Genomic DNA, 19,280 nt, shown 5'->3' on the forward strand with positions numbered 1-19,280 from the left:
TGTGATTAATGCAAATCGGTAAAGGACTGATTAAACGTAATAGAAAAGATTGAGCCTTTACCAACAGTACTGCTCACAGCAAGTTTAAGGCCCATCTTTTTACAGAGCTCATAACAAAGATAGAGACCCATGCCGGTAGATTTGGCGTACTTGCGTCCATTTTGACCGGTAAATCCCTTATCAAAAATACGAGAAAGATCCTCTTCAGGGATACCGATACCATTATCCTTAATAAAAAGAGTTGTCGAAGTGGTTCCCTCACGTGGTTCTGAGACGGACGTAGAAATCCAAACGTTCTTCTCGCCAGGTGCTAGCTCCGGATTTGAATACTTTGCTGCATTAACCAGAAGCTGTCGCAAAATAAACTCAAGCCACTTTGGATCAGCTTTTACCACATGATCCAAATCATCAAAATGCGGAGAAACACCTGCATCAATAAAAACACGTGTATTGTTTTTAAGAGCATCTTTAACAATGAGCTGCAAGTTAACATCTCTAATAGAAAAATCTCGATCCACAGATGCACTGCGCGCATAAAAGAGAGCCTGCTCTATCAGCGATTCAATTTTAGTTAGCTGCGTCTGTACATCGTCCATGGGCAAAGAAGGATTATTCTGAGCAACTAAATGAGCTGCAGCGATGGGTGTCTTGATTTCATGTACCCACATCTCAATATACTCGCGATATTCCTTTGATCGCATATGCTCATCAGCAAGCTTGTCCATCATAGACTTAGACATGCTTGAAAGCGCATCTCTAAAAAGTCTCTCCTCAAGCGTTGAAGGTTCGTCCAGCATAGTAGGAACCAGGTAACTCTCTTTGTCAGTTGCTGCTAAATTATCAGCAAGCTGCTGGTAAAACCAACGACGATGAAAATAATCAGCAAGAAGTGCAGCCGCTCCTATTACCCATAAAACCAAAATACAGTAAGCAATAGCAAACACGTTAAGTCCGATGCCTTTAAGCATAAAGCCAATTAACGTGCTGCTTACTATGAGCGCAAGAAAGAAAATAGTTCGATTTTTTAAATACTTAAGAAGCGACATAAAAACCTACTCGATAACATAGCCAAGTCCGCGGCGCGTCATAACAAAATCTTCAACGCCAATGCTTGCCAAAGTATTTCTGAGGTGGCTGATGTTTACTGTCAGCGTATTATCATCAACAAACTCATCCGATTGCCACAGCTCTTCTTGAATTCTCTGGCGAGAAACAACTGTCCCTGCATTTTGCATCAAAAGGGAAAGTATTCTGAGCTCGTTTTTGGTTAGCTCAACACTCTTCTGATTTGCAGAAACCTTGCATGAAGAAGAATCAAGCGTTACACCTGCATGTGAAAGTTGTGCTCCTGTTGTAACATCGCTATTTGTGCGCCTCAGTACTGAAGTAATATGCATGAGCAAAATCTGTGTGTTATAAGGCTTGGCAATAAAATCATCCGCCCCTAACGAGAGCACCATAAGCTCATCAAGATCAGTATTTCTACTAGTAACAACAATAATAGGAACGTTTGAGAGCTGTCGTACTTCTCGACAAATCTGCTGTCCGTCAATACCAGGAAGGTTTAAGTCCAAAAGAACCAAATCTGGGTGAGCAGCAATAATCTGCTGAGGAACTGCTTCAAAAGACGTGAGCGCTTGAGCCTCAAAGCCATTTCTTTGTAGCAACAGTACCAACTCTTGCTGAATCTGATGATCATCTTCTACAACTAAGATTTTTGTCATACACACTCACCCCTTACTACTCTACGCAAGCCCTACAAAGTGCTGGGCGTTTTCCCAGAGTATGGTATACGTCTTCTCTTTTGGAATATCAAGTTGCTGCCAACGAAGCTCCGCCAAACGCTCGACCGTATGCACAACCATCGCTGGTGTGCACTCCCCTCCACGCAAAGGCTCTGGAGCCATGTAGGGAAAGTCAGTCTCTGAGAGCAATTGTGCCTCTGGACAGGAAATCATTGCCGCTCGAATATCATCTGAGCGCTTAAAAGTTGCTGCACCACCGAAGGCTACGAAGCATCCAAGGTCTGCAAAAGGCTTCATTACCTCCGGACCGTCGGTGTAGCAATGCAGGTCACAGCCTGCCTTAGGCACGCCCATACGGTTTAATATTTCAAGCGCCAAATCATGAGCGTGCGTGTCATCAGCACCGTCACGCAAATGCAACTCAACACGTTGATTGTACTCGTGTGCAATGGAGAGCTGTCGCTCAAAGACCTTACGCTGGACCTCTTCTGAAACCTCACAGTATGGTCCAAAATCAAGACCAATTTCTCCCACACCAACACAAAGAGGATGCTCAAGAAGTTCAAACAAGCGCTGTTCAGCCTCTTGGTTATAATCTGGCGCGCTATAAGGATGTGCACCAACCATAAAATACGTATGCTCAAACAAATACTCTGCAGGTAGATCACAGGATACACAAAGATCTGCTGCAGCTAGTTTTATTAAAGCTTGGCGAGCCTCACTAAGCGTAGACTCAAACCATCCTTTAAAGGTGGTAATATCTGCCCACTTACGAGGAAACTCCGCAGCAATATCTACCGGCGCAATAAGCATACGAACGCCCGCTGCGGCAGCACGTGCAAGAGACTCTGCAGCATTGTGCTCATGCAGACTACCTAAATGGCCATGAGTATCGGCAACAGGAGCCAAAACACGCGGTGCTGAACGAGGCGTGCCGTAAATATCGTGGAATAGTTGACCGTCAGAAAAAGAAAGTGCTTCCACTTCTTCTGCTGGTAGATGATGCTTTTTCTTACTCACTCAAAGGCTCCAAAGCAGCTGCAAGACAAATAAAATCTTGGCTGGTCAAAACTTCTGCACGCGCCGTAGGCGCAATTCCTGTGGCGAGAAACGCCTGGTCTAGCTTGTCTTTATCAAAGCCAGACGCACTCATTGAATTACGAATGGTCTTTCTACGCTGAGCAAAGGCAGCGTCAATAACCCTCATGGCATGCAAGAGCTCTTCTTCTGAAAGAAACTCAGAAGTCAATGGGTTTCTCGCCTCCGTGCGATCAAGACGAACTACGGCAGAGTTAACGCGTGGTGGCGGCATAAAGTTGCCGGGACCCACTTCAAACCTACCGGTAACCTGCGCGAATAAAGACAACTTTGCAGTATAGGCGCCATATGCCTTGGTAGAAGGCTTAGCGGCAATTCTATCGGCCACCTCAGCCTGCACCATGACTACCGCTCGCTCAAGCGAAGGAAGTTCCTGAAAGAACTTAAGAATCAGCGTTGCTGCCACCTGATACGGAAGATTGGACACAAACTTAGTTGGCATCGGGGTAACCGGGATCGCACTCTGGGCAACAGCTGGAAGGACTCCGTAAGCTTCAGCAAGCTTCTGCGACGTGATTGCCAGCGCATCGCCCATAACCAGTACAAACGAGTCTGGATGCGGTTCCTTGCAGGTTACGTCTAAGACTTGCTCAAGCTCAGGGTCTGCCTCAAGCGAGCAGACCGCAAGAGCGTTGTCGAGCAAGGCCACCGTGAGGGTACCCAAACCGGGTCCAACCTCGACGACCACATCGGTAGGCCGAACCTCTGCAAGCTGAACGATTTTCTCGATAATGTGGTCTTGCACTAGGAAATTTTGGCCCAGTCTATATTTAGTGGCGAGGCCAAAACGTTCTAGCGTTTCTTTAGTGGCTCTCTGATTAGCAAGCCACGATGTCTGATGCGATGCGTGCTCCGACACGATTACTTGCTTGCAAGACGTGGGAACAGAGCGTCTCCCTTAGAAACGGCCAAGCCACCCTGAAGCCTGCCCCATGTGCACTCGCTACGGGCATCGGTAGAGTTAATCTCTACCTCATCAAGGCTCATACGGCGCAAAACCTCTGTAGATGTGGTAGGCATGAATGGCATAAACAGGTGTGCACAAATGCGGATAGACTCAAGCAGTGTATAGATAATCTCTGCAAGTTCTGCTGCGCGCTCGGGGTCTTTTGCCACTGTCCAAGGAGCGGCATCCTCAATGTAGTGGTTAGCTGCGTGGACAAGCTCCATAATGATGTTCTTGGCGCCTACGTAGTCCATCTTCTCCATGCAAGTGGCATAGCGATCATAGATGCCCTCAGCCAGCTTGCGCAGCGGATGGTCTGCAGCAACAGAAGAACCATCAAAGGTTGGAGTGACACCCTCAAAGTACTTATCGCTCATATTAAGGGCGCGAGAAACCAAATTACCCCAGCTATTTGCCAGGTCAGCGTTATAGACCTGCTCCATGCGCTCAAAGGAAATGCCAGAGTCCTCGCCAGGGGTGACATCGGTCATGAAGTAATAGCGATAGCCCTCAACGCCAAGCAAATCCAAAACATCCTTAGGTGCAATGGCGTTTCCGCGAGACTTGCTCATCTTCTCAACAACGCCGGTCTCAGAATTACGAACGTTCAAGAAGCCGTGAGCAAAGATGTGCTCAGGAACAGCCTCGCCAAGGGCCATAAGCATTGCAGGCCAAATGACGCAGTGAAAACGAATGATGTCTTTGCCAACAACGTGCATCTGAGCTGGCCAGAAACGCTTTCTCATAGCAGCAGCCTCTGGACTATCATCACCGTAGCCAACAGCGGTGTAATAGTTGAGAAGAGCATCAAACCAGACGTAGGTTACGTGAGACTCATCAAAAGGAACTGGAATACCCCAGTCAAAGCTGGTACGAGATACAGAAATATCCTGAAGACCAGACTCAACAAAGCTACGGACCTCGTTTGCACGGAAGTCTGGCTCAATGAAATCTGGGTGCTCAGCATACAGCTCAAGCAACTTGTCCTGGAATGCAGAAAGCTTGAAGAACCAAGACTCTTCTGAGACGCGCTCAAGCTCACGATGACAATCTGGGCAAAGGTGTGCACCCTTGCAACCAGCCTCTTCGTCTGCCTTTTCTACCTGGGTCTCGGTGAAAAAAGTCTCCTCATGTATGCAGTACCAGCCATCATAGGATCCCTTATAGATGAAGCCAGCCTCACGCATGCGCTCCCACAGATACTGGACAGCCTTTACATGGCGCTCATCGGTAGTACGGATAAAGTCATCATATGAAATGTTGAGCTCTTCATAAAGTCCCTTGAAAAAAGGAACCTGGGAATCACACCATGCCTGTGGAGACAAGCCGTGATCAGCTGCAGCAAGAGCGACCTTCTCGCCATGCTCGTCCATACCAGTAAGGAAAAAAACATCGTAACCAGCGGCACGCCTAAAGCGAGCCTGGATATCGCAAAGCAGGGTGCAGTACGCAGTTCCCAGGTGTGGCTTTGCGTTGACGTAATAAATTGGGGTGGTAATAAAGTATGACGGCTTAGCCTCGGGCATAATGACTCCCTTTGTGTAAGTTGCAATAGCTTATTTATTGTAACAGTTAAATATCTACACGCAGTTCATACTAGAATGATGGCCTTAGCTCAATTTGGTCAACAAAACTGGTACAAGACCTTTGCGAACGCATGTGGACAATCGACGACATGGAGTGTATGTTAGATTTGATTTGTGATATAGATACGGGAAGTAATGAATTTGTCTTTATTGCTTTTATTGCAACACTTCCCCTTAAAGATGGACAAGATGAGCAATGAATCCTGATGTACTAAAATCATCCATCGGCAGCATGATCGGAGGAGTTTGTTTTCTCGTTGTTGGATTATGGATGGTAAAGACGGGTAGTCCCATCTTGATTCACAACTACCATATTGCCCAGATTCCAAGGAATAGGATTCCCTATGTTGCAAAATTAATTGGATTTGGACTAGCGGCAGCGGGAGTCGGCCTTGTCCTCGCAGGTATCATAGCTTTCATGTTCAAAATTCCAGTGTCGGCGTCAGAATCTTTTGCTCTGCCGCTCGTCTTGATTTTTTTCGGTATTAGCATCTCCTTGCTTACGGTCATAATATTCACATTTCAACCGTGGTCGTAATGAATTTCTTCCCCGTAAAGTCTCTGAAACATGCTAAGAAAAGCACTAAATTTAAGGTAAGTTACCACCGAACATTTCATTTACCGATGTATGAAACACTGAGATAAGAGAGATTCTTATATCTCTTCGATTGGGTTTTGATTACAAAGTTGTAGACTTTTGTGATCTTGTTCTCAGACTCATCCAAAGTAGTATTCGAATCCTACAAGAAACACTTTTACTGCATCTTTATAGGCATACTGAAACTATTTGCCTCATGAGTAAGAATTGCCTGGTATGCCTCATCACGCGCAATACCAAACTTCTGAACAAGCTCCTTGGCCAGTGCTGATTTTCTAATGCCAGCAGCAAGACCCGCCTGGATAGCATCTTCGAGCGAGAGCTGAGACTCGCCCGCTGCCTGCGATGATGCAGAGGAAAGCTCTTCTTCTGTGGGGGCTGCAATGACCAGAACACACTCGCCTTTGAGGTTTTCTTTTGCAGCAAGTGCCTTAACAAGGCGAGAAGCCACATCGCGCACCACTTCTTCGTGAAGCTTGGTGAGCTCTCTAACAAGAGCCACCTGCCTAGTTGGGAACACCTCGGCTATAGCTTCAACAGTTGCAAGCACCCTAAACGGAGATTCATACAACACAATGGTGCCAGGAATTGCTGCAAGTTGCTGCAAACGCTGTACAATCTGTCCGTGCTTTCTGGGCAAAAAGCCTTCAAAGAAGAAATGTTCACTCGCCAGGCCCGATGCAACAAGTGCACAAGTTACCGCAGAAGGACCCGGAATAACCTCCGTTGCAAGACCTTCTGAAAGCGCCGCATCAACCAAATGCTGACCTGGATCGGAAATACCCGGCATACCTGCATCTGACACAAATGCAACACGCTGGCCAACGCGAATCCTCTCAAGCGTTGGTTCAATTTGCGATTCAATAATATTTTGATCACAGCGCTGCAATGGCACGTGAATGTCAAATGCCGAGAGAAGCTTTGAGGTTACACGCGTGTCCTCACATAAAATGACATCTGCTGCTGCAAGCGTTTTTTTAACGCGCGGTGACGTATCCGAAAGGTTACCAATAGGCGTGCCCACAATAGACAGTTTACCTGCTGAAAGAGTAGATTCTGTCATTACTCGAGCATTCCCCTCTCAAACGTTGCCAGTGCAACGCGCGCGTCCCATGCTGCCAAAAATGCAGAGGTCTTCCAGGTCTGGAAGAACCATGCAGGACACGTATTGTACACTTTAAGCTGGCCAGAGGTGTAAATACGCTCAAGAGCAATTCTTCCTTCTGCAGTCATAGCGCCGTTGATGTTTGGTAGTGATGCAGACCACTTGCCTACCATTACGGGTAGACCTCCTGATGCAGAAGTTTTCAAATACGCTTCGTTTTTATCAATGAGCTGCTGTACCCCACGAGGACCTGAACAATCAATTCCCTCACAAGGCTTATCAAGATGAGCATCAAGCCAAACATTTTGATACGACTGCTGACTCATAAAACGCCTAAATCCCTGAGGCCAACCACCATCCGGGAGAATAACCACAGGTTCTTCTCCTGCCACAGATCTAATAGCCTCATAAGCACGGCGATAATAGTTTCTAAGTAAATGACCAGGAATACCATCAGTTAGCTTAAAACCCTTGCGCACGCGAGGTTTAACCTCATCAGCTACTTCAATGCCATAAAAACCGCTACGATGGGCATAATGAAGGGCAAGTTTATGAAGAATAGAAAGCGACTTTTCTCCAGAAATTCTGGTACGTGGAGCACCACCTGGCTGATCGTCCAAACCATCAGGTAATCCTGGATTTACTGCCAGTACAAAAATAACATGCAAACCAAGCTCTTCTGCCCATTCAAGAGCCTTATCAAGCTCAGCAATACAGCTTACATATGGTGTATCAGCGGCTTCTTCGTCAAAAACATACCAAGGCACAGAAATTCTCGCCGCATTAAAACCGCGAGCGGCAATGCTCACAAAGTCAGAGCTCTGAATAAATGAAGAACGATGCGCTTTAACAAGATTATGGTAGGCTTCAACACCTAATGCTTTAATGAGCTGAGCCTCATCAACACAGCCTGTACGCGCAAATGGCTCGGGAGTTACCCACGGTTCAAACGTAAGCCAACCGGTTAAATTGACACCTCGCAATGTTCCGTGAGCCATGAAATTCCACCTCGCCAAAAGATAAAACCTCTACATACGTAGAGTATACCCATCGAGGTTATGTTGCTCACACAAGCTTCAAAAACAACAGGTTAATTCATATTTTTTGAATAAATGGCGCAATTGTTGGGTGTCTCATCAACCTCAACAGAAGAAACGGGTAAGCCTTCCGCTTCAAGTTGCTCAAACAAATACTTGGCCAAATTTTCTGCTGTTGTTCTAAAGGGCAACACGGTAAGCGAGAAACCCTCTTCTGTAAGACAGTTCAGTGTCTTTTCAGAAAGAGAACCCTCCTCAATCAAAAACGTATGATCAAGGGAATCACACAGTGCGCCAACCTTACGCTTAAAAACGCCAAAGTCCATAACCATATCTTTTTCTGTACCAGACTCGCCAAGTTCTGCAGTGGAAATACAAGCAGTTACGTGCCAGCGATGACCGTGGAGGTTTTCGCACTTGCCATAGTAGTTTGTAAGAAAATGCGCCGAGTCAAAGGCATATTCGGTCTTGAGCGTATACATTACGCATTGTCCTTTGAACCGCGGCTACGATTATCTCGCCCAGCTCTTCTATGTCTACGACGCGTAGCATTCTGTGACTGAGCGTCTACAGATCCAGCATTAGGTGCACTGCCAGAGCCAGAAGCACTCTGTGAAGAACTTTGGGCCTTCATGCCCGCCCTATCGCCTGGACGGCGAGTTCTCTTTGTACGGACCGGAGCCTGAGTCTCATCGGCACTCTGTGCACTCTGAGGAGCATCTGTCCTTCTAAAACGCTTGCCCTGAGGCTGTTTCTGAGCAGAAGCTGAGTTCTGCTCGTTCTTCTGGGGTGTCTGAGTGTTTGTGACACCATCGTCTGTTACGTGATGACGGCGACGCGTGCGACGCAGTGTATCAGTTGCGGCATCAAAAGTACTGGAACCAGGGTTTACTTGAGCATTCTTTGAGGTTCTTACACGACGGGTGCGAGAAGAGCTTTGAGTACCCTGTTCTTCTCGAGTGTTTCTTACGCTAGACTTCTGCGCATTTTCCTGCCTATTTGCATTGCTCTGCTCAAAGCGCTCACGTTTGCGTCTTGGAGCCTCAGTAACAAAGAGGTCAGGATTGATTTCTGGCTCTTCATCAACTATCAAACCGTTTGCTTTATCAAGTTCTGCCAGGGCCATCTGAACCTCAACAGATTCAAGACGCTCAAGTGCAGCGCGAGAAACACTGTCTGGTCTGCAAGAACAACCTAGCTCATCCGACTTCTGCTGTGCTGCAGGAGATGCATCCATGTCAGCAAGAGGAATACGGACTACTTTGCCGCTCTCAAGACGAAGTGCAATCTCTTCTTTTGGTGTGTTGTACTCAACAATTTTTGCCATACCCAAAGGAGTCTCAATAACAGCATTACGCTTTGGAGCACGGTTCTTAAAATCACGATACGCTTCAAACTCATAGCGCAAGCAGCACATTAAGCGGCCACAAGCACCAGAAATCTTAGTGGAGTTCAGTGGCAAATCCTGCTCTTTTGCCATACGAATAGAAACTGGCTCAAAAGAAAGACCAAACCTTCTACAGCAAAGCTCTTGTCCACAGTGACCATAGCCACCAATGACCGCCGCCTCTTCTCTGACGCCAATCTGACGCATATCAATACGCTCATGAAGTTCATGAGAAAGCTCACGGACAAGCTGTCTAAAGTCCACACGATCATCAGCTGAGAAGTAACAAACGACCTTCTCGCCATCAAAAAGATACTCAACGCCAATAGGCTTCATCTCAAGTTCTTCTTGAACAACAAACTTCCTGAATATGGGAAGCGCAGCCTCGCCCTTAGTGGCAAGTTCTTCTGCGCGAGAAAGATCTTCTTCAGTTGCTACGCGAACAACATCTTTAAGCTCAGCTTTGTTTGTCTTGTATTCAAACTCCTCCTGAGAAATTTCACGAGGATCAGCAATAGCAAGGCCAATCTCTAGACCACGCTCAGTCTGACAAATGACGTGGTCGCCTTCAAGAACGCCAGACTCCTTTGGATCAAACCAAAGGTCGCGTGCGGCGTATTCAAATTTCACCGGGACAACGGTGGGCATGTAAGTGCCTCCTTGATATGCAGCAGCATAACCTCAAGGGTTAGCTGGGGAGAAACAGAGCGGTCCAGGTTGTTTTGAGCCTCTTGCACCGCAGCTAGAGCCCCAAGTACACCCTGGGTATGAGTTTGAGACGCAACACGGTCAATAATACCTGCTGCATCCGTATTTACTATTTCTTCATCGATTGCTTCACAACATAAAAGTACATCGCGAAGAAGCGATTCCAGAATTGCCAACATTTCTATGATACCCGAACGCTCGCGCGCTGTGAGCTCTCGCTTATTTGCGGCCTCAACCTGCTTCAAAGCGGCACTAGTAAGAAAATCCTCACTTTGAGCAAGCGCCTCTTCTTGGGCGCGCTTCACATCACCTAGAGGAATTTTTGCAGCTTCTATCAGCTCTTTTGCGGATATAAGCACATCCCACGAGTCATTTCTGAGCAGATTGCCAAAAACGTCAATGAGTTGTCTGCGAATATTCTTGCGCGTAGACGACTGCAAAAACTCCACAGCTCTACTAGGGGTTCCTGTTGCTGCGAGCGCAATACGAGCTTCCTGTTCTGTAGCAGAAATCTCTCGCATAATAGCGGCTTTAGCTACAGCGTCAGTAAGCGTTCTAAACGCAACCACCTGACAACGAGAAACAATAGTGGGAAGTACCGCAGAAGAAGAACGTGCAGACAGAATAAAAATAGTATCTGCAGGTGGCTCCTCGATAGTTTTAAGCAGCGCATTTGCTGAATTCTCTCGAAGCAAATCAGCACGATCAATTACGTAAATCTTATGAGTTGATCGCATGGGAGCTAGGCTAACATCAGCGGTGAGCTGACGAATTTGCTCAATAAGATAACCGTTTGCAGAGGCTGGAGTAAGCACGTGCACGTCAGGATGAGTGCCACGAGAAATACGAATGCAGTCGTCACAAGCAGCGTCACCGCCTTGGGCACAAAGAACACACTGCGCTAAAGCTTTGGCCGCAAGACCTTTACCAGAACCAGGAGCACCTACAAACAAATAGGCATGACCAAGTTTGTGTTCATGCAATGCTCGTGCAAGCAAGTTTTGAACCTGAGGCTGATCTTGAAGACGCGTTAGTGCCTGAGGAAGCGAATAGGCAGTATGAGCAGTATGTGTACCCTCTTGTGTCATGAAGACATCACTCACCAAGCTCACTGATGCCCGGGATAAGATCGGCTAACAGCTGGCGAGTACGCGTACGGACCTCGTCAATACTGCCATCTGCATCAATAGCTTTTACACGCTCAGGCTCATCTTGTAGAAGCTGCTTATAACCAGCAAAAACACGTTCCTGGAAAGCAACACCCTCTGCTTCTAATCTATCAGTATCATTTTGTGTAGCACGCGCATGAGCAACCGTTGGCTCAAGCATAAAAACAAGGGTTCTATCGGGAGAAACCCCACAGCTTCCCAAACGATTTGCATGGTGGACTAAGTCCGTATCAAGGCCACGACCAGCTGCTTGATAGGCGTAAGTGGAGTCATAGAAACGATCACACAAAACTACCTTGCCAGATGCTAGAGCTGGGCGAATAACCTCTTCCACTAGCTGAGCACGACTTGCTTCGTAGAGTAACAGCTCACACTCGTCGCACATTGCACCGTTTTTTGGATTGAGAACAACATCTCTGATCTGCTCAGAAATAGCAGTTCCACCGGGCTCACGAACAAAGACCACATCAAAGTTAAGAGCCTTAAGGTCTTCTCGTAGAAGAGAAGCTTGTGTTGACTTGCCGCAACCATCAACGCCTTCAAGCGTAATAAACAAGCCTTGTGATGTACGTGTATTTTTACTCATGCTTCCCTCCCTCTTAACTATCTCACGATACAGACAGATTGTGTTTCTCGCCATGAATATTCTAAAGGTTTTACGCATTTCCACATGAAAGGTGCCCAAAAAAGGGTAAAAATACGTATGGAGCGGGCGTTGGAGAGGGACGCTCGTTCTTCCAAAAACGGTGCACCCCTTGATGCACCGTCATACGTTTTTACTTTTTTGCTGCCTTGGTGGATTTGGTGCTCTTAGTACTCTTACGAGCACCTCTGCGCGGGGCAGTTTTCTTTTCTTTGCCAGGGCAATCGTAATTTGGGCACAGCTTCCAAGGACCACGCTGAGTAGTAACAACTACCATAGGAGCGCCGCAGTCTGGACAAACCTCATCGGTCTTCTCAAGCTTTCCACGAGCAGGTAGAGGATAACTTGTTTCGCACTCCTCGTAGTTGGTACAGCGGATAAAACGCTTGCCCGTGCGCTCTGACTTATGAGCCACCAAGTCTCCGTGCTTGCCATTTGCTTTGCAAGTTGGGCACTCGCCCACAATAAGATCTGGCTCCGAATTTGTAGGACAAGCTGGATTGATGCAAGTCTCATACGCACGCTGCCTAAACGGCTGAACCTTTACACGAGGAGCACCACACTCTGGGCAGACGCCAGCCTCTCCCTCAAGCGGTTCAACGCGTCCCTGAGGCAGTGGATACGTAACATCACAGTCTGGCCAACCCATGCAGCCAACAAAGCTTCCACGAGTCTTTAGAGAGCTCTTGGCAACCAAATCCTTGCCACACTTAGGACAGGTTCCAACCTTTGCGTCAGCAGTGACTGCATCCGCAATGGCCTCAGACAGATCTTCTTTATGATCAATGAGCACATCAATCATGCCCGCAAGCAGGGATCTTGAGTGCGTAACAACGCCATCACGCGTATCTTTGCCCTCAGCAACGCTAGTCATATCGGATTCAAGCTCAGCCGTCATATCAGGCGAGGTAATGTGTGGTGCAAATTGCGAAAGAGCATCGACAATTGCCATACCAAGCTGACTTGGCTCAACGGGATCATTCTTGAGGTATTTACGCTGATAAAGCGTATCAATGATGGAAGCACGCGTAGACTTTGTACCCAGACCGCGCTTCTCCATCTCTTGAATAAGCTTACCCTGACTATAGCGAGCAGGTGGCTCTGTCTGCTTAGCGTCAAGCGATAAAGACTTAATAGAGACAATCTCTCCCTCGCCTACATCAGGAATCTGATCGTCCTTCTTAAGGCCAAAAGGATAAATTTCTCTAAAGCCTGGCTCTGCCAGTACCGTTCCGTTTGCAACAAAAGGCTGACCAGCAACATCAAGTGTAATCTTGGTACCACTCATAGTAGCTGGACCCATAAGGGTTGCTAAGAACCTTCGAGCAATAAGGTTATAAAGCTTCCAAGCTGCAGGCTGCAAAGAATCTGGATTTGCCGCTGCCGTTGGATAAATTGGTGGGTGGTCGGTAGACTCCTGCTTGCCACGAGTTGCATGGAGCTTTGGCTGACCCAAAAGCTTTTTACAGGTAGGTGCATACTGAGGAACTGCAGATAACGTACGCACACAATCTTTCAGGTCAAGAGAACTTGGATACACCGTGTTATCAACACGCGGATACGAAATTAAGCCATCCATGTACAAGGACTCTGCCAAACGCATAGTTCTAGCTGGCGAGATACCCTCTGCAGCTGCAGCTGCTTGCAGCGATGTAGTGTTAAATGGAGCTGGTGGCTGCTGCTTTCTGCTACGAGACTCAATCTCGACAACCGTTGCCTGCGTTTGATCTTTCACAACGTCATAAACTGTATCTGCTTCAGCCTGATCCCAGAACCTTGCAGTCTGGTGAACCATCTTGAACGTTGCTTCGTCATCATCTTCTGGAGAAGCAACACCAGAAATGACCCAATAATCTTCTGGCTTAAACGCCAGACGCTCACGCTCACGCTCAACAACAAGTGCCAGCGTAGGAGTCTGAACACGACCAGCAGAGCGCGTATTGCCCAGACCACCAAAGCGTGCAGTAGTCAAATAACGGGTTAATACCGCACCCCAAATAAGATCAATGTACTGTCTGGACTCACCTGCTGCAGCCAAGTTATAGTCAAGATCTACCAGGTTATTAAAGGCAGTCTCAATCTCTGTCTTAGTAAAAGCAGAGTAGCGAGCACGAAATACCGCCAGGTTAGGATTAACCGAGAGAACCTGTGCCAATGCATCAGAACCAATAAGCTCACCCTCACGGTCAAAGTCTGTACCGATGATGACAGACTCTGCTTTCTTAGCAAGATTCTTGAGCGCTCGAATGATCTCTTTTTCTGCAGGTTGTTTATCTACAGGAGCCCAAATCAAATACGGCAAGCTGGGAATTTTCCAGCCCTTAAGGTCAACGCCATCTGCCATAAAAGGCTTGCGCTTAACCTTGTAAGGAGGACGCTCAAGACCATCTGGAACGTCTGCAGGAAGGTGCTCCCCTTCTGCAGTTTCTCCGTACCAACCCTCTTCCTTATCAAACTTCAAAGCTAAAGGAAAATCAGGTTGCAGAATATGACCACGAAGACCAATAGCAACATAATCCTCGCCACCGCGTCTAAAACGATAAACAGGAGTGTTGTATACCTTGTCTGCCTCAGGCTTACCTGATTCAGACAGAAGGCGAGCAATCTGCTGCGCTGCGTCGTTTTTCTCGGTAACAACTAAAATCAAAGAACAACACTCTCCAAATTAAAAAGCGGAAATACTAGATTTTATCGAGCTCGTGCTGATCGTAGTCCTCGCGGCTCCACTTAAGAGCAGCCTTACCATCGCGAGCAATAATGACATAACGAGCAACAGCCAAAGCAATTTCGTACAGCAAAATAAGAGCTGTAAACATCAAAATCATGGTGACAGGCGATGCATCGGGAGTGACCACTGCGGAAAGGATCATCAGACCAACATAGACATAACGCCATTGTTCACGCATGTTTTTATAAGGAACAAGATGAAGGATGGCCAGGTAGAAGATAACCAATGGAAGTTGGAATGCTACGCCAAAACCAATCTCAAACATCATAATAATATCGAGATAATCGCTTGCCTCATTAATAGTTCCTGCAAACTCCTGCGACTGTCCAATCATCCAACCAATAGCAGTGTTCAAAATGACAAAGTAACAGAACAACATACCCAAGAAGAACAGGGTAATCATAGCGGCTACAGTAGGAACAACCCACTTGCGCTCTTTAGCGTTAAGCGCGGGCAAAAAGAATGCCATAATTTCCCAGATGATAATAGGTGTACAGATAATCACCGAGAAGAAAAAAGCCACCTTAAACCTGATGCTAAAGCCACCAAGAACCGAGATAACCGTAAGTTTACCGTCGGTTAGAAACTCCTTAATAGGATCAATCAAAATCTCAATCAATGCAGGTGTTGCAAAGTAAATAATGATTGCGGTAACAAAAAGAGACACCACCACAATAGTCACACGACGACGAAGTTCTCCCAAGTGATCAAAAAGTGGCATACGAGCTGGAGTAATAGGCATTACGCGCGAAAGCTGGACTTATGCGTCCTGACTTTCTCCCTCCTCTCCAGCAACTTCTTCTTTCTTATCTTCTGCCATAGAGCGAGAAGAACGTGCAGATCCAAGGTTATACAAGTCTTTTGCAGATAGAGCGGCTGCAGGAGTTTCTTCTGTAGCCTTAGGTGTTATCTGTTCAGTTGCCTCTGCGGAATCACCGGAGAAGTTAACAGAAGAAGTGGCTTCTGGTCCAGCTGTAGCAGTCTCCTTATCAGAAACGGCTTCTGGTTGCTCGGTCTTCTCGACCGTCTCAGCCTGCTTGTTCTGCTCGGCTGCCTCGACAGCAGCCCTCTCGGCTGCCTCACGCTCCTCTTTTAGGCGAGCACGACGCTCAGCAAAGGTTTCCTGGTGATCAGTATCCTCGCGATCAGCATCAGATGCAGCATTTTTTAACTGCTCGGAGCGCTTGGGCTTCTCGTGAAGTGCATCCGCTGCAGGATCAAGTAAGTCCGCACGGACAACTTTATTAAAGCCCTCTTGAGCATTCTGGAACTGCCTTAAAGCACGGCCAAGCGTGCGACCCATACCAGGTAATTTATCAGGACCAAATACTAAAAATGCAAAGAGCAAAATTAGTACGAGCTCCGTTTCTCCAATGCCAAACACAAGCAATACCTTTCTGGAACAAACATAAACAAGCTCTTTGAACAGTTGCATCAAAGAGCTTGCAAGTTACCAAACCTACTTGCGAACGTTAAGGTCTTTATCAACCCCAAGAAGCGTAAAGACACGTTCCACGTTTTTCTGAGGATTTGCAACAACAAGCACAGAACCACTCTCTTGTGCTCGATGTGCAGCACCTACTAAAACGCCAATGCCCGTTGAATCAATATAAGCTACCTCAGTAAAATCAGCTTCAACTTCTTTTGCTCCATCGGCGAGCGCAGTATCCAAAGCATCACGAAGCTCGGAGGCATTTGATACGTCTACCTCGCCCTCAATGCAAATAATGGCCTTTGTATCTATAATTTCAGAGCTTATTTCTAGTGCCATAACTCCTCCTTACTTAGTATTATTTGAAGAGGTAGAGGTGTTCCCGTTCAATGCATCAAGAATTTTCTGTGCATTATCCCTTACACCGGCACTATTATCAGAATCCTTTTCAATTGCTTTCTGCAGTGCCTCTTTTGCAAGATCTACTTGATCAGTAACACGATACATCATTCCCAAATTAAGCCAACCTTTAGCATAGTCTGGAGAACGATCTGTTACTGCCTTAAGTGTATCGATAGCACCTGTTTGATCACCTGCATAGAACTGAGCAATAGCTCTATCAACACGAACCTCATCAGAATCATTTGAAGCAAGATAGGTATTGTACTCAGCAATTGCTTTGTTAATCAGTTGCAAAGACTGCTTCTGAACAGAGTCATCTTGAGAAGAGCTCTTAAGTGCCATTCCCCATCCTAAATAAGTACGAGCCAAATCAAGATGTGCTGGAAGATTATCTGGATTTGACTGAATAGCAGATTCTTTTTCTTCTGCCTGCTTCTGATACACCTGGTTAATTGTCTCAGGAGAACGCTGCTGAGTCTGATTCCTCTTTTGTGAATTAGAGAAAATATTTGCCAGTGAAGGCAGCATCATAGAAATAGCAATAAAGAGCGAGAATACTCCAATGGCAATCTTCATACCTGTAGAAGGGCCTGGTTTTTTAGAAGTCTCATCAGACTTACGATCCTTTGCCTTCTTTTTTGCTGTCTGGTTAGCCATGGCAACCAGCTCTTTTTCAGCCTTCTGTTCTGGTGTAAGTTCTGGCTTTGAAGTATTAGTTGGCATTTAATATCCAATCGCTTTTTCTAAACATAACTAATCAAGATACGGCAGAATGGATCTACTTTCAAAGTAAATATCAAAGTTACACAAGCTATCCCCAGACGCTCTGACCACGATCAACTTTTGCTAGTCGAGCACTCACCTGTTTAACAGCAACAATAAAGACATCAAGCGCTGCATCAAGCTCTTCCAATGTTGGATAACTTGGAGCAATTCTGATATTAGTGTCAAAGGGATCCTTGCCACTTGGCCACGTAGCGCCTGCAGGCGTCATGGTAACGCCCAGCTCATGTGCGCGAGAAACAATTGCGCGCGCAGAACCAACAGGACCATCAAACGAAACAAAATAGCCACCCTTGGGATGGGACCAGGTTGCAACATCCAAATCTCCCAAACCCTCCTGCAATTTTCGTTCTACCAACTCAAAACGTGGTCGAAGCAGTTCGGCATGCTTTTGCATGTGAACTTCAATGCCTTGAGCATCTTTGAGAAAACGTACATGCGCCAGCTGAGAGATCTTCTCGGGAGAAACACGAGCAACCTTGAAAGCGCTCTGAATTTCTTTAATGTCCGCAGGACTTGCGGCAACCCATGCCATGCCTGAGCTTGGGAAGGTTACCTTTGCCGTTGAGGCAAAAGCAATAACCAGGTTCTTTTGAGCATCGCCTGCAGCAACCTCTGCAAGTGCATCAAAGATATTGAGGAGCTGAGGAGCCTCGGATTCTGGTACAAAGGCGTGAATTGCGTAGGCGTTATCCCAGAAGATTCTAAAGTCAGGAGCTGCAGGTTTGAGGTTTGCAAACGCACGGACAACCTCATCTGAATAGGTGATACCAGTAGGGTTAGCAAAACGCGGTACGCACCAAATTCCCTTAACAGAGCTGTCGTTCTCAACAAGCTCTCTGACCACGTCCATGTTTGGACCATCTTTGGTCATAGGTACGGCAACGTTTTTAAATCCGTAATGTTGTGTAATAGCAAAATGACGGTCATAGCCGGGAGCAGGGCAAAGGAACTTGAGTGTAGTGCCCTGAGCTTTTGCAGCCGCCATCTGCTCTGCCCAAGAAGGCTGACCAGCAAGACCGTGGGTTACGGCATGAGAAATAATGTCGTGCATAAGGTTAAGGCTAGAAGAGCCATTTACAATGACCTGATCAGCAGGTACCCCTGTGAGCTCTGCAGCGAAGGCTCGCGCAGAAGGAAGGCCCCAGGGATCTCCGTAGTTGTCTGCAAAAGAGCCGTCGTCAGTTAAGTCAGAAGCAGAATTCAGCTCGTCGAGCATAGGCTTAGACAACGCAGTTTGCGCAGGACTTGGCTTTCCACGTGCCATATCAAGCTTGAGGTTTTTCTCGCCAAGTGCACGAGCTTGTTGTCCAATAAGCTCAAGAGCCTGGTTAAGCTCAGCATCGCTCATCTTCTGATAAGCGTTTTGCTTAGAGGTTGACTTTGGCTGGAACAGATCGCGAGAAACTAGCTCAAACATGACACTCCCCTTTTTGGTCTCTGCGTGATACAAAGTATAGGTGATTTGAAAATCGACGCGACAAGGAGAATCATGGCAAATTCTGCACAGCCTGGCATGCGCTCGGAGGCATATGGCGAGCTTCAGCACCTTGTTGATAATCTTTATAAGCGCAAACCTTCGGGCACAGTCACTAAGGTTGACGTGCTGATTCAAGCTGAAGTAGACGATCTTGAAGAAGATTTGCAAGAAGTTATTGAGCTGATTCCGTCGGGTACATATGTCCGTGCCCGCCTCTGCGATCAGATTAACTCAATTGTTACAGCGCACGGTTGGGGCTTTACCTACGGCACTGTTGAGTAGCCATAGCTTATCAATTATAAAAGTAATAAAATTACATATATAAGGCGGTCTTTTTCTAACAAGTTGGAGGCTCGTCATGTATGACTCTTGGAAAGATTTTTTCATTAGCATCTTTAATAGAGGTATATTTTTTGATGCTTCTACTCCAATA

The 19,280-nt window shown here is 46.7% G+C and carries 18 protein-coding genes; 1 reads left to right on the plus strand and 17 read right to left on the minus strand.

Annotation, left to right across the window (positions count from 1 at the left end; all coding sequences use genetic code 11):
* Positions 1 to 5: 5 nt before the first annotated feature.
* The 17 genes from APAR_RS05540 to APAR_RS05625 all read right to left on the minus strand — a co-directional run bounded on the left by APAR_RS05540 (position 6) and on the right by APAR_RS05625 (position 18,787).
* On the minus strand, positions 6 to 1,046 hold the full coding sequence (locus APAR_RS05540; RefSeq protein WP_012809166.1) for a sensor histidine kinase: 1,041 nt from the start codon (positions 1,044 to 1,046) through the stop codon (positions 6 to 8).
* Positions 1,047 to 1,052: 6 nt separating this feature from the next.
* On the minus strand, positions 1,053 to 1,724 hold the full coding sequence (locus APAR_RS05545) for a response regulator transcription factor (RefSeq protein WP_012809167.1): 672 nt from the start codon (positions 1,722 to 1,724) through the stop codon (positions 1,053 to 1,055).
* 21 nt (positions 1,725 to 1,745) lie between these two features.
* On the minus strand, positions 1,746 to 2,765 hold the full coding sequence (locus APAR_RS05550) for a TatD family hydrolase (protein ID WP_012809168.1): 1,020 nt from the start codon (positions 2,763 to 2,765) through the stop codon (positions 1,746 to 1,748).
* The gene (rsmA, locus tag APAR_RS05555; protein WP_012809169.1) at positions 2,758 to 3,702 is read right to left on the minus strand and encodes a 16S rRNA (adenine(1518)-N(6)/adenine(1519)-N(6))-dimethyltransferase RsmA; all 945 of its coding nucleotides are present in this window, start codon (positions 3,700 to 3,702) and stop codon (positions 2,758 to 2,760) included. The genes APAR_RS05550 and rsmA overlap by 8 nt, the downstream gene beginning before the upstream one ends.
* Positions 3,703 to 3,704: 2 nt before the next feature.
* On the minus strand, positions 3,705 to 5,315 hold the full coding sequence (gene metG / locus APAR_RS05560; protein ID WP_012809170.1) for a methionine--tRNA ligase: 1,611 nt from the start codon (positions 5,313 to 5,315) through the stop codon (positions 3,705 to 3,707).
* A gap of 815 nt (positions 5,316 to 6,130) precedes the next feature.
* Positions 6,131 to 7,036, minus strand: coding sequence for a 16S rRNA (cytidine(1402)-2'-O)-methyltransferase (gene rsmI / locus APAR_RS05570; protein ID WP_012809172.1), 906 nt, complete (start codon positions 7,034 to 7,036; stop codon positions 6,131 to 6,133).
* Entirely contained in the window at positions 7,036 to 8,076 is a 1,041-nt protein-coding gene (locus tag APAR_RS05575) for a glycoside hydrolase family 5 protein (protein WP_012809173.1), read from the minus strand. Before APAR_RS05575 ends, rsmI begins: the two co-directional genes overlap by 1 nt.
* Before the next feature lie 92 nt (positions 8,077 to 8,168).
* Positions 8,169 to 8,597 (minus strand): 6-pyruvoyl trahydropterin synthase family protein, encoded by a 429-nt coding sequence (locus APAR_RS05580; RefSeq protein WP_012809174.1) that lies wholly within the window; start codon positions 8,595 to 8,597, stop codon positions 8,169 to 8,171.
* Positions 8,597 to 10,150: a PSP1 domain-containing protein gene (locus tag APAR_RS05585; protein ID WP_012809175.1), complete on the minus strand. Its 1,554-nt coding sequence runs from the start codon at positions 10,148 to 10,150 to the stop codon at positions 8,597 to 8,599. Before APAR_RS05585 ends, APAR_RS05580 begins: the two co-directional genes overlap by 1 nt.
* Entirely contained in the window at positions 10,129 to 11,313 is a 1,185-nt protein-coding gene (locus tag APAR_RS05590) for a DNA polymerase III subunit (protein ID WP_245526048.1), read from the minus strand. The genes APAR_RS05585 and APAR_RS05590 overlap by 22 nt, the downstream gene beginning before the upstream one ends.
* Complete coding sequence (tmk, locus tag APAR_RS05595) at positions 11,306 to 11,965, minus strand: dTMP kinase (RefSeq protein ID WP_012809177.1); 660 nt, start codon at positions 11,963 to 11,965, stop codon at positions 11,306 to 11,308. The genes APAR_RS05590 and tmk overlap by 8 nt, the downstream gene beginning before the upstream one ends.
* Positions 11,966 to 12,155: 190 nt before the next feature.
* Positions 12,156 to 14,669: a DNA topoisomerase I gene (locus APAR_RS05600; protein WP_012809178.1), complete on the minus strand. Its 2,514-nt coding sequence runs from the start codon at positions 14,667 to 14,669 to the stop codon at positions 12,156 to 12,158.
* 34 nt (positions 14,670 to 14,703) lie between these two features.
* Entirely contained in the window at positions 14,704 to 15,492 is a 789-nt protein-coding gene (gene tatC, locus APAR_RS05605; RefSeq protein ID WP_012809179.1) for a twin-arginine translocase subunit TatC, read from the minus strand.
* Between the two features lie 18 nt (positions 15,493 to 15,510).
* Positions 15,511 to 16,134, minus strand: a complete 624-nt coding sequence (locus tag APAR_RS05610; RefSeq protein WP_012809180.1) for a Sec-independent protein translocase subunit TatA/TatB — start codon at positions 16,132 to 16,134, stop codon at positions 15,511 to 15,513.
* Between the two features lie 75 nt (positions 16,135 to 16,209).
* On the minus strand, positions 16,210 to 16,521 hold the full coding sequence (locus APAR_RS05615; protein ID WP_012809181.1) for an STAS domain-containing protein: 312 nt from the start codon (positions 16,519 to 16,521) through the stop codon (positions 16,210 to 16,212).
* Positions 16,522 to 16,530: 9 nt separating this feature from the next.
* A complete protein-coding gene (locus APAR_RS05620; protein ID WP_012809182.1) occupies positions 16,531 to 17,307 on the minus strand; it encodes a tetratricopeptide repeat protein in 777 nt (258 codons plus the stop codon).
* Between the two features lie 88 nt (positions 17,308 to 17,395).
* Positions 17,396 to 18,787 carry an aspartate aminotransferase type Ic gene (locus APAR_RS05625; RefSeq protein ID WP_012809183.1) on the minus strand — a complete coding sequence of 464 codons (1,392 nt, stop codon included), beginning with the start codon at positions 18,785 to 18,787 and terminating at the stop codon, positions 17,396 to 17,398.
* Between the two features lie 72 nt (positions 18,788 to 18,859).
* On the opposite strand from APAR_RS05625, the gene APAR_RS05630 reads away from it, so the two are divergent.
* Complete coding sequence (locus APAR_RS05630; protein WP_012809184.1) at positions 18,860 to 19,129, plus strand: hypothetical protein; 270 nt, start codon at positions 18,860 to 18,862, stop codon at positions 19,127 to 19,129.
* The last annotated feature ends 151 nt before the right edge of the window (positions 19,130 to 19,280 follow it).

It is taken from the genome of Lancefieldella parvula DSM 20469 (assembly GCF_000024225.1).
GTDB classification, from domain to species: domain Bacteria; phylum Actinomycetota; class Coriobacteriia; order Coriobacteriales; family Atopobiaceae; genus Lancefieldella; species Lancefieldella parvula.